We start from the raw sequence: 13,901 nt of genomic DNA, 5'->3' as shown, positions 1-13,901 counted from the left end.
GGCAGCCGGTAAGATCGGCGACAAAGCGGCGGCTGATCGCTGACTGTCGAGCCCGCCCCGACCGCCCACACTGGGCGCATGAATACGAGACTCCGCCGCAGCCGGATATTCAGCCTCGCGGTGTGTCTCGCCCTCGTGGCGACACTGAGCGGCTGCATGCAGCTCAACCTCGGGTTGACCGTGAACCCCGACGACACGATCTCCGGCCAGCTCCTGCTGACCGCGCAGAAGTCCGTGCTCAAACAGCGCAACCCGGACGTCGCGGTGGCCTTCGCCGAACTGCGGCAGAACATTCCCACGCTTCCCGCCGGAACCGAGACGCGGTACGAGGACCCCAACTTCTACGGCATTCAGATCACCTACCGGAAAACACCGTTGGCGCAATTCACGAGCGAGAGCGTGAATCTTGTTCGGGACAACGATCTCTATCGCTTCTCGCTCCCCCTGGATCCGAAGAAATACGGCGGAAAGGTGGCCGAACAGGATCCACGGAACCAGCAGGCGTTCATGACCTTGATGTCGTTCGAGATCTCGGTGACGTTCCCGGGCCGGGTACTGGACACCAACGGCACGATCACCGGCCGCTCGGTGAGCTGGAAGGTGGTCGCCAACCAGCCCAAGCCGGCCGAACTGCGGGCCGTCGCCGAGGCGCCGCCGGCGCCGCCCACCAGCGCGGTCGCCGCCGTGGTCGACGGTGGCTCCTTCCCCTGGCTGCCGGTCGTCGCCGGCGCGGTCGTGCTGCTGCTGGTCGTGGCCGTGGCGGTCGTGCTGCTGCTGCGCCGCCGCCGGGGCGGGAGCCCGGCCGCGACGCCGGCCGCGCCCACCACCGGACCGGCCACCCCCGCCGCGCCGACGCCCCCCGCGCCGACGCCCCCCGCCGGTCCACCGGCCTGAGTCCCGCCGGCCCGGCCTCCTTCGGAGGTCGACCGTCCGGCCCTCGACCACCGGCGACAACCCGCCGGTTCCACCGCCGACCGGGCGGACCCCGTGGCGACAACCACGGGCCGCCGCACCATCCCACCCGAGGCCGCACCACCGCACCGTCGAAAAGGGGGATCGCCGTGAACGATCTCTTCACCTGGGCCGCTCTGGGCAGTCTGACCGGCGCCAGCGCCGCCACCCTGCTCGCCACCAACGTCATCGGCGGCCTGATCGGGCCGAGCGGCGACAAGGCGCGCAAGTGGATCGCGCTGGGCTTCGCGCTCCTGCTCTCCTACCTGACCGCCGCGTTCGCCGACGCCGGCCCGGAAAAGTGGATCATCGCGTTCTTCAACGGGCTGGTCATCTTCTCCGCCGCGCTCGGCATCAACCAGCTGCCCCCGGGCAACCGGCAGGCGACGCAGGCGTCGCCGACCCAGCTCGCCCAGGGGCGCGAGCCCCGCTACGTCCGCTCCTGGGTCTGAGAGAGGTGACCGTCATGGTCTTCGGCATCCTCAGCGCCGCCGTCCAGGTCGTCTTCGGCGCCGTCCTCGGGCAGTTCGCCGCCGGCACCGTCGGCCTGCTGGTCGGCGCGGTCGTCGGGTTGCTCGTCGGCGCGCCCTTCGGCTGGGCGACCGCCTCGGCCGGCACCTACGGCGCCGACGCGAAGGGGATCTTCCTCTTCGTCGTCGATCACACGTGGAGCCTGCTCAACACGTTCGCCGGGGCGCTCTACCTGGCCCTGCACCTGATCTTCGGCCACCAGCTCGACCGGGTCGTCTCGGCCGGCAGCGGCCGGGTCAATGTGGTCGAGGGCGTCTCGCCCCGCTACGCCACCACCATCGGCACCGTGTGCGCCGGATCCAGCCCGGGCATCCAGCGGCACGAGGACGTGCACGTGTTCCAGGCCCGGCTGCTCGGCCCGCTCTACCTGCCGCTGGTCGCGCTGAACTACGCGCTGTTCACCATCGCCCCGGTGTGGCTGCTCTGGCACGACCACACCAACGCGCCGATCAACCGGTTCACCCGCTACTTCGAGATCGGCGTCTACCCGCACGTCTGGAACGAGGCCATCGCGTACCGGATCCAGGGGACGCCGCCGCGATGACCGGCGCGATCGAGGCGGCCGTCGCGGACGTCACGTCCTGGCTGGCCGGGGCGGCGGGTGAGCCCGTCCCGGTCGGCCCGCCGCGCGACGACCCGGCCGGCGGCCTCACGGTCTGGCCGCTGGACCTGCGGCCGGCCCGGCAGACCGCGACCGGCGGCGCGGCCCGCGAACCGTACCGGTTCGTGGTCCGGCTGCTGGTCAGCGGCGGCGGGCCGGCGGCGCTGCCGGCGCTGGACCGGGTCCTCGCCGCGGCCACCACCGGCACCGGACGGCCGGAGCTGGTGCTCGACGCCGGCGACCCGGCGCTGTGGCGGGCGCTCGGCGTGGCGCCCCGGCCGGCGCTGCTGCTCGACGTGCCGGCGCGGATCGACCGGCCGGCGCCGACCGCGCCGCCGGTGCGGCAGCCGCTGCGGCTGCGGCAGCTCGACATGCGCACCCTCGACGGCCGGGTGGTCGGGCCGCAGGACCAGCCGCTCGCCGCGATGCGGGTGGAGCTGGTCGGCACCGCGCAGGCCACCGAGACCGACGCCGCCGGCCGGTTCCGGCTGGTCGGCGTGCCGCACGACCTCGACGCCCCGGACCGCCCGGTGCGCATCCGGCTGGTCGGCCGGGGGCGCGTGCACACCGCCGAGCTCGACCCGGCCGGCGACGACCTGGTCGTCGTCCACGCCCCCGACTGACTCCCCAGGAGGACCGATGCCCACCTACTTCTCCCCCGGCATCTACGTCGAGGAGGTGCCCTCCGGGGCCCGCCCGATCGGGCCGGTCGGCACCAGCACCGCCGCCTTCGTCGGGGTCGCGCCGAACCCCACCGCCTACGTCGACCGGCCGATGGCGGTCAACAGCTGGACCGAGTTCCTGCGCCTCTACGCCGACGGCGAGCACCTGGAGAGCACGCCGCTGGCCCGGGCCGTGTTCGGCTTCCTGGACAACGGCGGCACCCGCTGCTGGGTGGTCAACGTGGGCGCGGGCGGTCAGCTCACCGGCACCGGCGGCCGGCGCGGCGGCCTGCAGGTGCTGGAGGCGATCGACGAGATCTCCATCCTGGCCGCGCCCGGCTACCACGACCCGGTCTCGCACGAGGCCCTGATCAGCATGGCCGAGCGGCTGCGCACCATGGTCGCGATCTGCGACCCGCCGCCCGAGGTGGCCGACGTCTCCCGGCTCACCCGGGTCGCCACGCCCGCCAAGCCGTCGTCGGGAAAACCCGCCGAGGGTACGCCGAAGGACGGCGACGACGACGCGCCCGGCACCGGCGGCGACCGGCCCCGGCAGTCCGACTTCGCCACCTTCTACTTCCCCTGGATCCGGGTGCGTGACCCGCTCGGCGGCGACCTGGTGCTCACCCCGCCGAGCGGGCACGTGGCCGGCATCTGGGCCCGCACCGACGCGCTGCGCGGGGTGCACAAGGCGCCGGCCAACGAGCCGGTGCGCGGCGCGGTCGACCTGGCGTACCGGGTGACCCGGCCGGAGCACGACGTGCTGAACCCCAAGGGCGTCAACGTGATCCGGTTCTTCGCCGGCGAGGGTATCCGGCTCTGGGGTGCCCGTACGCTCGCCGCCGAGGCCAGCGAGTGGCGCTACCTGAACGTCCGCCGGCTCTCCATCTCCATCGAGCAGGCCATCGCCAACGGCACCCGCTGGATGGTGTTCGAGCCGAACGACTTCACGCTGTGGCGCTCGATCCGGCGCGACATCGGCGCGTTCCTGACCCGGGTGTGGCGCGACGGCGCGCTGCTCGGCCGCACGCCGGAGGAGGCGTTCTTCGTCAAGTGCGACGAGGAGACCAACCCGGCCGACGTCCGCGACGCCGGGATGGTGGTCGCGCACATCGGCATCGCGGTGGTCAAGCCCGCGGAGTTCGTGGTGTTCAAGCTGAGCCAGTGGGCCGGCGGCACCGAGACCGAGACGATCGGAGGCTGACATGCCGACCACTGCCACGCCGCAGCCGGGCGCACCCGTCGACCCGTACCGGGCGTACCACTTCAAGCTGCTCATCAACGGTGTCACCAACGGGCACTTCACCGAGGTCAGCGGCTTCGAGGTGGCGATACCCTCGCTGGCCTACCGGGAGGCCGGCAACGAACGCATCCGGGCCGTGCCCGGGCAGGTCGAGTACGCCCCGGTGACGCTCCACTTCGGCCTGACCAACGCCCGCGAGCTGTGGGACTGGGTGAACGCGGCGGCGAAGGGCACTGTCAACCGGCGCAACGTGTCGGTGGTGCTGCTCGACCCGGCCGGCACCGCCGAGGTGCTGCGCTGGAACATGATCAACGCGTGGCCGACGCGGTGGCGGGGCGCCCACCTGAACACCCTCTCCCAGGAGATCGCGATCGAGGCGCTGACCCTGGCGTACGAGGGACTGGAGCTGGAGTCCGGCAGTGCGGCCGCCCCGGCGACCGCGTGACCGGCTGGCCCGCGCCCTGCGGGCCACCGCCGACCGTCTCTCCGACCCCGCCCACCTCTCGGCGCCCGCCGGAAGCCGGTCCACACTCGCCGGCGAGCCGGCGGCGCGCCGCCCCGGCGAGCCACCCGAGCACTGGCTCCGCCTGGTCGCCGCGCACGCCCCCGGCCTCCTGCACGACCTCCCCGACCTCCCGCGCACGGTCGGTGACCAAGGAGTTCGCGTCGAGAACGACCGCGCAGCCGACACGAACTCCTTGATCACCGACCGGTCGGTGGCGGGTCGGCTGGCCCGACTGTGGCGGGCGTGGCGTGGGGACGGCGTCGGCCGGAGATCTTGGTACGAAAGTGCCCCCCTGGGGGCCGGTTCCTTCCAAGATCTCCCGGCCGTACCGGCTGACGGGAGGGGTGTCCCGTTGGACGGTTCCGGTGCCGACGCGGGGCGTTCCGGCGTGGACGACGTGACGGCGTGGATCGCCGCGGAGTTCGCCCGGCCGGACGGCGCCGGCCCGCGTCCGTCCCGGACGCGGACGGGATCGCGGCCGACCGGAGCCGGACCGACGCGGTGGGGCCGGACCGCCAGGAGTCGCGCGACCGGAGCGTCGTCCGGGCGCGTGCCCGGTGCCGGGCCGGCCGGCGGCGCCGCCGACCCGGGGGCGTCCGGGGGCGGTCCCCCGCCCCTTGCCAGCACGCCGAGGTCGGGCGGAACCGGACCGGACGGAGGGTGGGGAACCGACGGACCGGGCGCTACGCGGGGGACTGCCGCCGCCGGACCGGGCGGCACGTCGGGACGAGCCCGCACCGGACCGGGCGGCAGGTCGGACGCGCCCGGCCGTCCCGGTGCGTCGGGCGGACCCGACAGCACCGACAGGCGGGGCGGACCCGACCCGGCCGACGCGTGGGAGCGGGGCCCCGGAGGATCGGCCGGTCCATGGGGACGGAGCCTCGGGCCAACCGGCACGTCGGGTCCCGGCGGTCCCGCCGGATCGGGGGGAACCGACGGCGTCGCCGGTCCGGGTGACTCCACGGTGCCGGGCGCGTCCGGGGGACGCGGCAGCCGGGCCGACGCGACCGGACCGGCCGGTGGAGACGGGTCGCCGGGGACCACCCGGGCGGGGTGGTCGTCGCGGCGCGAGGGACGGCCCGGCCGGGACGGTGAGCGGGCGGGCCCGCCCGACGGCAGCCGCGCCGCCGCCGGGCCGGAGCGGGGAGGAGTGCCGGGAGTCCGTCCACTCTCGTTCGCCCCGGCGCGGCCCGGTCCGGCGGCCGACGGAGCGGGCGACACCGGCCGCCGCCCGGAGTGGACCGCTGCCGGGCGCCGGGCCGACGACCCGTCGCGCGACGGCGAGCGCCAGGTGCCGCTGTCGTCGCGGCGGCAGTCGACACAGCCAGCGGCGGCGAGCGCGGTGGACGCCGCCGGCCGGCGGCGTCCGTCGAGCCCGTGGCCCACCCTGCCGGACGAGGCCGGCGTCGGGTCACCCGGCAGCGGACGGACGGTCGGGACGCAGCCGGCGGCGGAGATCGGCACGGCGCACCGGGACCCGTGGCCGGCGCTGCCCGACGAGCCGGCGCACCGGCCGGCCGGCGCGGGCGCGACCTGGCGGGAGAGCCGGCTGGACCGGGAACAGGCGGGTGGCTGATGGAACGCGTCGCCTTCCTCGTGGACGAGTCCGGCACCCGGGTCGACTGCCTGCTCAACCCGGAGACCGTGCAGGTCACCCGGCTGGCCGGGCTCAGGCCCCGGGGCGGCCCGGACGGGCCGTTGACCGGCGCCGGCCTGGCCGACGACCCGCTGGTCTTCACCGGCGGCGGGCGCACCGAGCTGGTGCTGGACCTGCTCTTCGACGTCGACTTCGTGGAGTCGCCGGCCCGCCCCGAGGACGTCCGGGCGCTGACCCGGCCGCTGTGGATGCTCGCCGAGAACTCGACCGTGGAGCACGGCTGGCCCCGCCCGCCGCTGGTCCGGCTGGTCTGGGGCAAGACCTGGAACGTGCCGGGCGTGATCGCGGCGATCGCGGAACGGTTCGACGCGTTCACGATCACCGGCACGCCGCGCCGTTCCTGGCTGCGGTTGCGGCTGGTCCGGGTGGCGGAGACCGCCGACGCGGCTCAGGCCGGCTTCGAGGAGGAACTGGCCACGGCGAGCACGCCGACCGTGGCGCCCGGCTCGGCGGTGGTCGCCGCCGCCGACGGCGCGACCGAGCCGGGCTGGTCCGGGGTCCGCTTCGACCTGCTCGCGCACGACGCGCTGGGGTCGCCGCTGCGCTGGCGGCTGCTCGCCGAGCACAACCGGATCACCGACCCGCTGGCGGTGCCGGCCGGTACCGCGCTGGCCGTGCCGGCGATCGGCGGCGCCGCGCCACCACCCGAGGCCGCCACCACGACGGGAGGCACGCCGTGACCCGGGCCGCGACGGTGACCCTGGACGGGCGGCCGTTGGCCGACCCGACCCGGCTGCGCGGGATCCGGGTCGCCGCCCGGCTGGACCGGCCCACGCAGTGCGAACTGGCCCTGGCCACCACGCCCGGCGCGGGCGCCCTCGACCCACCGGTACGCCCCGGCGCCGCCCTCGACGTGCGCCTGGACGGCCACCCGGACGCCCTGTTCGTCGGCGAGGTGACCGCCGTGGAGGTGGAGTACGCCGGTGACGGCGCCGCGCTGCTGCGGATCCGGGGTTACGACAAGCTGCACCGGCTGCGCAAGCGGCAGGAGCTGCGGGTGTTCGAGTCGGTGACGGCCGCCGAGCTGGCCGGTGAGCTGTGCGCCGGGCTGGGCCTGAGCGTGGTCGCCGAGGCCGACGGGCCGCGCCTGGAGCGGCTGCTCCAGCACCGGCACACCGACCTGGAGCTGCTGTGCGAGGTGGCCGGCCGGGCCGGGTTGCACCTGAGCGTGGACGCCGACCGGCTGCGGCTGCTCACCCTGGACGGGCACGGCGAGCCGGTGCCGCTGGCCCTCGGCGAGACCGTGCACGCGCTGCGGGTCACCGAGAACCTGGACCGGGCCGGCGCGCAGTGCGCGGCGCTGGGCTGGCACCCGCAACGCGCCGAGGCGCTGGGGCAGCGGGCCGGCGAGGCGCGCAGCGGGCGGCGGATCCCGCTGCGCCCGGAGCCGGGCGACGTCGGCGCGGACGGGGTGCGTACCGCGGTGGACCAGCCGGCGCGCAGCGACGACGAGCTGGCCGCGCTGGCCCAGGCGGGGCTGGACGCGCGGGTCGCCGCGCTGGTCACCGCCGAGGGCACGGCCGAGGGCGATCCGGCGTTGCGGCCGGGCCGGCGCATCGCGCTGGCCGGTGTCCCGGAGCCGGTGGCCGGCGTGTACGTGCTCACCGAGGTGGTGCACACCGTCGACGCGGACGGCCACCTGACCCGGTTCTCCACCGCCCCGCCCGAGCCGCCCCCGGTCACCGCGCCCCCGGCGGCGACGGTCACGCTCGGCACGGTCACCGACGTCGACGACCCGGACGGGCTGGGCCGGGCCCGGGTGACGCTGCCCGCGTACGGGGACCTGGACGCCGGCTGGCTGGCCGTGCTCTGTCCGGGCGCGGGCCGGGGCAAGGGGATCGTCGCGCTGCCCGACCCGGACGACACCGTGCTGGTGGCGCTGCCCGGCGGCGAGCCGGCGTCGGGCGTGGTGCTCGGTTCGCTGTTCGGCGCCGTCGAGCCCTACGACGCGGGGATCGTCTCCGGGCGGTCCCGGCGGTGGTCGATGCGGACCGGCACCGGCCAGTCGATCGTCATCGACGACGACGGGCGCACGCTGCGGCTGGCCACCGACGCGGGCAGCTTCGTCGAGCTGCGCCCCGAGCTGACCACCGTGCACGCCGCCGGCGACCTGGTGCTCTCCGCGCCGGGACGGGCCATGGTGGTGCGCGCGAAGACCGTCGACTTCCTGCACGCCCCGGCGGCCGAGGACGCCGAGACCGCCGCCGCCCAGGCCCGTACCCTCGCCCGTTCCTCCGGAGGTGGCTGATGCGCTGGATCCACCGCGACTCGCTGATCACCTGCGGGCACGACGGGCGGGTGGCGAACCGCCCGTCGCAGCACTGGGTCACCGTGCGGGGCGTGCCGGCGCTGGTGCGGCCCGACCCGGAGGGGCGCGACATCACCGCCTGCCCGAACTACGGCCCGACGATCAAACCCTGCCTGCACACGATGACCGTGACCGTCGGCTACAGCGCCTGGGTGCGGATCGACCGGCAGCCGGTGGTGCTGTCGCACCTGGACGGCCTCACCGACGGCACCCCGCCGGGCACCGTGCACCACCAGGTCCGCGACCCGCGGCAGATGTTCCTGGGGGCGGACCGGTGAGGGCGTTCCGCTTCGTCGGCGCCGGCTTCGACGCCGGTCGCGCCGGTGGTCTCGCGCTGACCGCCGCCGGCGGGCTCGCCATGACCGAGGGCGACGAGACCGTACGCCAGGCGCTGTACCTGCTGCTGTCCACCACCCCGGGCGAGCGGCTGATGCGCCCCGGATACGGGTCACGGTTGCACCGGCTGGTCTTCGCGCCGAACGACGACACCACCGCCGGGCTGGCCATCCACTACGTGCGGCAGGCGATCCGGCGCTGGGAGCCGCGGGTCGAGGTGCTCGACGTGGACGCCGGGCCGGACCCGGACGACCCGTGGCGCCTGGTGATCCGGCTGGACTACCGGGTGCGCGCCAGCCTCTCCCCCGGCCAGCTGGTGTTCTCCGTCGACCTGCTGCCGCCCGACGACGACCCCGGCGACCGGCCGGGCGAGGAGGTCACGCCATGACGCTGCCGGTGCCGCACCTGGACGACCGCGCCTTCCTCGACCTGGTCACCGAGGCGCGGGAACGGATCCGCCGCTCCTGCCCGGACTGGACGGACCTGTCCGCGCACGACCCGGGGATGGCGCTGCTGGAGGCGTTCGCCTACCTGACCGAAGTGATGATCTACCGGCTGAACCAGTTGCCGGAGAAGGCGTACGTCGCGTTCCTGAACCTGCTCGGCGCGACCCGGCACCCGCCGGCGGCGGCCTGGGCGGACGTGCGGCTGACCCGCACCGGCGCGGACCGCGCCGCGGTGCGGGTGCCGGCCGGGACCCGGGTCGCCGCGGCCCGCGGCGCCGACCCCCGGCCGGTCGTCTTCGTGACCACCGAGCCGGTGGTGCTGCCCGCCGGCGAGACCGAGGTGACGGTACGGGTGCACCACTGCGAGCCGGTCGAGGCGGAGCTGCTGGGCACCGGCACCGGCCAGCCCGGGCAGACGTTCCGGGCGGCCCGCGCGCCGCTGACCCGCACCACCGAGGCGCTGGACCTGCTGCTCGGGGTGGAGGTGCCGGCCGGCTCGGTGGAGCTGGGCGCCGCCGCCCGCGAGCACGAGGGCCGCACGTACGAGATCTGGCGGCCGGTGGACAGCTTCGCCGGCCTGGGCCCGCAGGCCAAGGTCTACCTGGTCGACCGGGCGTCCGGGGTGGTCACGTTCGCCCCGGCGCTGGACCTGCGCCCGGTCGCCGGGACCGGTCCGGACGCGGGGACCGGGACCGCCCCGGCCGACCAGGGGACGGCCGGGGCGACCACGGTGGCGGCGGTGCCGCCGGCCGGGCGGCAGGTGCGGCTCTGGTACCGGTGCGGCGGCGGGCCGGCCGGGAACGTGGCCGCCGGTGTGCTGACCAGCCTGCGCGACCCGCTGCCGGGGTTGAAGGTGGACAATCCGCTGCCGGCCACCGGCGGTCGGGAGCTGGAGTCGCTGGAGTCGGTGCTGGCCCGCGGGCCGTACGAGTTCTTCGCCCAGCAGCGCGCGGTGACCGCGCGGGACTTCGAGATCCTCGCCACCGGCTCCGGCGCGGTGGCCCGGGCCCGCGCGTTCACCCGGGCCACCGTCTACAGCTTCGCCCGGCCCGGCGAGGTGGAGGTGGTGCTGGTGCCGTACGTGCCGGACGCGGCCCGCCCCGGCGGCCGGCTGCCGGTGGCGGTGCTGCGCGAGCACGAGGTGGAGGAGGCGCGCCGCCGGGTCGAGGCCGACCTGGAACGGCGGCGCGCGTTGGGCACGGCGGTGCGGGCCGGCTGGGCCCGTTACAAGGCGGTCTCGGTGCGGGCCCGGGTGGTGGTGCGCCGCGAGGAGGACGTCGACGCGGTCCGCCGCCGGATCCACGACCGGCTGCACCAGACGCTGAGCCCGCTGCCCACGCCGCTCAACCCGACCGGCTGGGCGTTCGGCGAGCCGCTGCGCGCCTCCAACGTCTACCGGATGCTGGAGCACGCCGAGCCGGGCGTGCGGTACGTCGAGTCGGTGCGGTTCGTGGTCGACGAGGCGCCGGACGCGCAGGTCCGCACCGTCGCCGTGGACCAGTACCAGCCGGACACCTGGTACGCCGGGCGCGGACCGGTGCTGTTCCGCTCGACCGACGCCGGCGCGGGCTGGGAGCCGGCCGGCCGGTTCGACGGCGAGACGGTGGTGCGGGTCGCGCCCGCCCCCGCCCCGGTACGCCCCGGCGTGGTGCCCCGGGCCGGCTCGGTGGCGGTAGTGACCGCCCGCGACGCCGGTGGTTCCCGGGTGCGGCTGAGCACCGACCTGGGCGAGACCTGGACGCTGCTCACCGACCTGGAGGCCGGGGTGCGCGACCTGGCCTGGATCGACCGGGACGGCACCGGCGCGCTGCTGCTGGCCACCGACGCCGGCCTCTACGAGGTGCCGCTGCTGCCGGGCGCGGTGCCGTTGCAGATCCTGGTCGACCCGGCCGACGCCGACCGGGGCTTCTACGCGGTGCGGTCGTTCGTCTCCGAGCGCGGCGCGCCCGGGGTGGCGGTGGCCGCGCAGGCCGGCTTCGGGGTCTACCTGTCCACCGCGGCCGGCCGCCCCGGCACGTTCGGCCACGTCGGCCTGGCCAACGTGGACAACCGGGTCCTGGCCGTGCAGTACGACGGCCCGGCCACGCTGCTGTGGTGCGGCGCGGGCGAGCCGGACCCGAAAAAGCCCGGCCAGGGCTGCCACCGGACCCGGCTGTTCGAGTCGGACGTGCAGTGGCAGTCGATGGCCGCCGGCTGGATCGGCGGCACCTGCCGGGACCTGGCGTTCAGTGGCCCGCTGGCGCTCGCCGCGACGCAGAGCGGCGGGGTGGTCCGGCTGGACACCCTCGCCGGGCAGCCGCAGTGGCGGTCGGTATCGGTCAACTGCGGCCTGCCGCTGCGGGACCGGACCCGGTTCTCGCCGGTGGACGCCATCGCCGCGACCGCGCCGTCCGGGAGCGGTGACCGGCTGGTCCTGGCCGGCGGCGAGCGTGGCGTCTACCGCAGCGGCGACGGCGAGGACTGGACGGCCAGCGCCAACCAGTCCACCGCCGACGTGGTCACCGTCCCCGGCACCTGGCTGCTCTGCTCCGGCGAGCACGACATCGAGGTGGTGCGGCAGGATGCGCCGAACGGCGATTGAGCGGCTGCTGCCGGCCGCGTACCAGCGGGCCGCCGGCCCGGGCAGCGTGCTGGGCGCGCTGCTGGACGTGATGGAGGCGCTGCACGCCCCGGACGAGGCGGTGCTCGCCGACGTCGACGCGCTGTTCGGGCCGTACCGGACGCCGGACGGGTTCGTGGCGTACCTGACCCGCTGGGTGGCGATGGATCACGTGGTGGCCGCGCCGCGCACGGACGCCCCGCTGCCGCTGCCGTTGGGCCGGCTGCGTGACCTGGTCGCGCACGGCGCGCTGCTGGCCCGCTGGCGGGGCACGCCGTACGGGATGCGCACCGCGCTGGAGCTGGCCACCGGGGTGACCGGGTTCGTGCTGGACGAGCCGGCCGATCGACCGTTCCACCTGGTGGTGCGCGTGCCGCCGGCCGCCGTGGACCGGCTGGCGCTGGTCGCCCGGATCGTCGAGGCGGAGAAGCCGGCCGCGGTCACCGTCGAGGTGGTCACCGCCGACGCCGACCCGCCCCCCGATCCCCCGCCGCCGACCGAGCCGACGCCACTTCCCGCCGACCCGACGCCGCCGCCGGCCGACCCGACGCCGCCGCCGGCCGAGCCGGTGCCGCCCCCGGCCGAGCCGGTGCGGGCGGTCGGCCGGGCGCACGTGCCCGCACCCCCGCCCCACCATCCGCCCGAGGAGCCGTCATGACCACCGAATGGACCGTCGTCGCCGCCGCCGAGCAGTTCACCCTGGACGCCCGCAACGCCGGCGAGCTGACCTTCACCGTGTCGAACCCGGGTGCGGCCCCGGACACCGTGGTGTTCGACGTCGCACCGGGCGAGGGCAGCCAACGCGCCTGGTTCACGGTGGCCGAGCCGCAGCGGGTGGTGCCCGGGCAGGGCTCGGTGTCGGTCCTGGTCCGGCTCGCCGTGCCGGCCGGCACCCCACCCCGGCGCTACGACATGACCGGGTTCGCGTACTCGGCGAACACCGCCCCGGAGGAGAGTTCCCGCTCCAGCGGCCGGGTGACCTACGACGTGCGGGCGGTGGTGGCGCCGAAGCGTTCGCCGTGGCCGTGGCTGGCCGCTGCGGCGGTGCTGCTGCTGGTGGTGACCGGCGTGGTGGTGTGGCTGGTGACCCGCGGGCCGGACGCTCCGCCGACGCCGCAGGCCCGGCCGGTGTCGGTGGAGGCGGAGACGCTCGTCGCCGGCGCCGAGGTCACCTCGAAGACCGCCGCCAAGGCGGAGGTGGTGGCGCAGGACAACTGCTGCGGCGTGGCCTGGTCCGGCGACAAGCAGCTCTTCTTCCTCGGCAAGGCGGTCGGCGACCGGGTGACCGTGCGGGTGGACCTGCCGGCGGACGGCACCTGGCGGTTCGCCACCGTGCGCACCACCGCGCCCGACTACGCGAACACCATCTGGCTGGTCGACGGCAGGCAGGTCGGCGACACGTTCTTCGGCTTCAGCCCGACCGTGGCCATCACCGACGAGGCGGCGGTGGCCACGCTGGAGCTGGCCCGGGGCGCGCACGAGCTGACGTTGGTGGCGGTGAGCAAGACCCAGGGCACCGACTCCTACTTCGCCGGGGTGGACCTGGTCCGGTTCACCCCGGTCGGCCAACCGTGAGCGGCCGGCAGAAGGTGCTGCTGATCGCGCTGGCCGTGCTGCTGGTGGTGCTCTGGGTGGTGGCGGTGGCCGGGCGGCGCGACGACCCGGGCGACCCGGCGGCCGGGCCGGGCCCGCTGGCCCGGCTCGGGCGCGGCGCCGGGGCGGTGGACCCGGCGACGGTGACCGTGGCGTGCGTGCCGCCGGCCGCCGCGCCGACCACCACCGCCGACGGGGTGGTGGTCGGCTTCGGGGCCACCTGCCGGCTGCGGGTCGCCGACCCGGGCGCGCTGCGCACGCTGGTGCTGCGCGGCGTGACGCCGTTCGAGGTGACGGCCCGCGCCCCCGGCGACGCGGACGTCACGGTCACCGACGAGGTCACCGCCGGGCCGGACGGCGCGACGGTGGCGAAGGTGGCGGTGGACCGGGAGACCGAGGTGGTCCTGCGGTGCCCGGGAGGTGGCGGGTGCACGGTCACTGTCGCCCGGTCCTGACCGGGCCCGCCGAC

15 protein-coding genes are annotated in these 13,901 nt (G+C 76.1%); all 15 read left to right on the top strand.

Annotated features, from left to right (window positions below; translation table 11 throughout):
* Nucleotides 1–78 precede the first annotated feature (78 nt).
* The 15 genes from GA0070213_RS01660 (at nucleotide 79) to GA0070213_RS01590 (ending at nucleotide 13,887) form a co-directional block, all read left to right on the top strand.
* A complete protein-coding gene (locus GA0070213_RS01660) occupies nucleotides 79–894 on the top strand; it encodes an LppM family (lipo)protein (protein ID WP_245716209.1) in 816 nt (271 codons plus the stop codon).
* Nucleotides 895–1,061: 167 nt separating this feature from the next.
* Nucleotides 1,062–1,403: a hypothetical protein gene (locus GA0070213_RS01655; protein ID WP_091055940.1), complete on the top strand. Its 342-nt coding sequence runs from the start codon at nucleotides 1,062–1,064 to the stop codon at nucleotides 1,401–1,403.
* Between the two features lie 14 nt (nucleotides 1,404–1,417).
* Nucleotides 1,418–2,026 (top strand): glycine zipper family protein, encoded by a 609-nt coding sequence (locus GA0070213_RS01650; RefSeq protein ID WP_091056629.1) that lies wholly within the window; start codon nucleotides 1,418–1,420, stop codon nucleotides 2,024–2,026.
* Nucleotides 2,023–2,706 carry a carboxypeptidase-like regulatory domain-containing protein gene (locus tag GA0070213_RS01645; RefSeq protein WP_091055937.1) on the top strand — a complete coding sequence of 228 codons (684 nt, stop codon included), beginning with the start codon at nucleotides 2,023–2,025 and terminating at the stop codon, nucleotides 2,704–2,706. Before GA0070213_RS01650 ends, GA0070213_RS01645 begins: the two co-directional genes overlap by 4 nt.
* A gap of 16 nt (nucleotides 2,707–2,722) precedes the next feature.
* A complete protein-coding gene (locus GA0070213_RS01640; protein ID WP_091055935.1) occupies nucleotides 2,723–3,949 on the top strand; it encodes a phage tail sheath family protein in 1,227 nt (408 codons plus the stop codon).
* A 1-nt stretch (nucleotide 3,950) separates the two neighbouring features.
* Entirely contained in the window at nucleotides 3,951–4,433 is a 483-nt protein-coding gene (locus GA0070213_RS01635; protein WP_091055932.1) for a phage tail protein, read from the top strand.
* 1,210 nt (nucleotides 4,434–5,643) lie between these two features.
* Complete coding sequence (locus tag GA0070213_RS01630; protein WP_139128607.1) at nucleotides 5,644–6,069, top strand: hypothetical protein; 426 nt, start codon at nucleotides 5,644–5,646, stop codon at nucleotides 6,067–6,069.
* The gene (locus GA0070213_RS01625) at nucleotides 6,069–6,830 is read left to right on the top strand and encodes a CIS tube protein (protein ID WP_091055927.1); all 762 of its coding nucleotides are present in this window, start codon (nucleotides 6,069–6,071) and stop codon (nucleotides 6,828–6,830) included. The genes GA0070213_RS01630 and GA0070213_RS01625 overlap by 1 nt, the downstream gene beginning before the upstream one ends.
* Nucleotides 6,827–8,398 (top strand): phage baseplate assembly protein V, encoded by a 1,572-nt coding sequence (locus tag GA0070213_RS01620; RefSeq protein ID WP_091055925.1) that lies wholly within the window; start codon nucleotides 6,827–6,829, stop codon nucleotides 8,396–8,398. Before GA0070213_RS01625 ends, GA0070213_RS01620 begins: the two co-directional genes overlap by 4 nt.
* Nucleotides 8,398–8,736 carry a hypothetical protein gene (locus tag GA0070213_RS01615; protein WP_091055923.1) on the top strand — a complete coding sequence of 113 codons (339 nt, stop codon included), beginning with the start codon at nucleotides 8,398–8,400 and terminating at the stop codon, nucleotides 8,734–8,736. Before GA0070213_RS01620 ends, GA0070213_RS01615 begins: the two co-directional genes overlap by 1 nt.
* On the top strand, nucleotides 8,733–9,182 hold the full coding sequence (locus tag GA0070213_RS01610; protein ID WP_091055921.1) for a GPW/gp25 family protein: 450 nt from the start codon (nucleotides 8,733–8,735) through the stop codon (nucleotides 9,180–9,182). Before GA0070213_RS01615 ends, GA0070213_RS01610 begins: the two co-directional genes overlap by 4 nt.
* On the top strand, nucleotides 9,179–11,821 hold the full coding sequence (locus GA0070213_RS01605) for a putative baseplate assembly protein (protein WP_091055919.1): 2,643 nt from the start codon (nucleotides 9,179–9,181) through the stop codon (nucleotides 11,819–11,821). The genes GA0070213_RS01610 and GA0070213_RS01605 overlap by 4 nt, the downstream gene beginning before the upstream one ends.
* Entirely contained in the window at nucleotides 11,802–12,497 is a 696-nt protein-coding gene (locus GA0070213_RS01600) for a phage tail protein (RefSeq protein ID WP_091055916.1), read from the top strand. The genes GA0070213_RS01605 and GA0070213_RS01600 overlap by 20 nt, the downstream gene beginning before the upstream one ends.
* Nucleotides 12,494–13,414, top strand: a complete 921-nt coding sequence (locus GA0070213_RS01595; RefSeq protein ID WP_091055913.1) for a hypothetical protein — start codon at nucleotides 12,494–12,496, stop codon at nucleotides 13,412–13,414. The genes GA0070213_RS01600 and GA0070213_RS01595 overlap by 4 nt, the downstream gene beginning before the upstream one ends.
* On the top strand, nucleotides 13,411–13,887 hold the full coding sequence (locus tag GA0070213_RS01590) for a hypothetical protein (RefSeq protein ID WP_091055910.1): 477 nt from the start codon (nucleotides 13,411–13,413) through the stop codon (nucleotides 13,885–13,887). Before GA0070213_RS01595 ends, GA0070213_RS01590 begins: the two co-directional genes overlap by 4 nt.
* The last annotated feature ends 14 nt before the right edge of the window (nucleotides 13,888–13,901 follow it).

It is taken from the genome of Micromonospora humi (assembly GCF_900090105.1).
Taxonomy (GTDB): Bacteria; Actinomycetota; Actinomycetes; order Mycobacteriales; family Micromonosporaceae; genus Micromonospora; species Micromonospora humi.
The sequence above is the reverse complement of the archived record's forward strand: the minus strand, read 5'-3'. Positions and strand labels throughout refer to the sequence as shown.

Coding starts and splice junctions, on each gene's coding strand:
- GA0070213_RS01660 (WP_245716209.1), top strand. CDS start 79: ATGAATACGAGACTCCGCCGCAGCCGGATATTCAGCCTCGCGGTGTGT.
- GA0070213_RS01650 (WP_091056629.1), top strand. CDS start 1,418: ATGGTCTTCGGCATCCTCAGCGCCGCCGTCCAGGTCGTCTTCGGCGCC.
- GA0070213_RS01645 (WP_091055937.1), top strand. CDS start 2,023: ATGACCGGCGCGATCGAGGCGGCCGTCGCGGACGTCACGTCCTGGCTG.
- GA0070213_RS01640 (WP_091055935.1), top strand. CDS start 2,723: ATGCCCACCTACTTCTCCCCCGGCATCTACGTCGAGGAGGTGCCCTCC.
- GA0070213_RS01635 (WP_091055932.1), top strand. CDS start 3,951: ATGCCGACCACTGCCACGCCGCAGCCGGGCGCACCCGTCGACCCGTAC.
- GA0070213_RS01625 (WP_091055927.1), top strand. CDS start 6,069: ATGGAACGCGTCGCCTTCCTCGTGGACGAGTCCGGCACCCGGGTCGAC.
- GA0070213_RS01615 (WP_091055923.1), top strand. CDS start 8,398: ATGCGCTGGATCCACCGCGACTCGCTGATCACCTGCGGGCACGACGGG.
- GA0070213_RS01605 (WP_091055919.1), top strand. CDS start 9,179: ATGACGCTGCCGGTGCCGCACCTGGACGACCGCGCCTTCCTCGACCTG.
- GA0070213_RS01600 (WP_091055916.1), top strand. CDS start 11,802: ATGCGCCGAACGGCGATTGAGCGGCTGCTGCCGGCCGCGTACCAGCGG.
- GA0070213_RS01595 (WP_091055913.1), top strand. CDS start 12,494: ATGACCACCGAATGGACCGTCGTCGCCGCCGCCGAGCAGTTCACCCTG.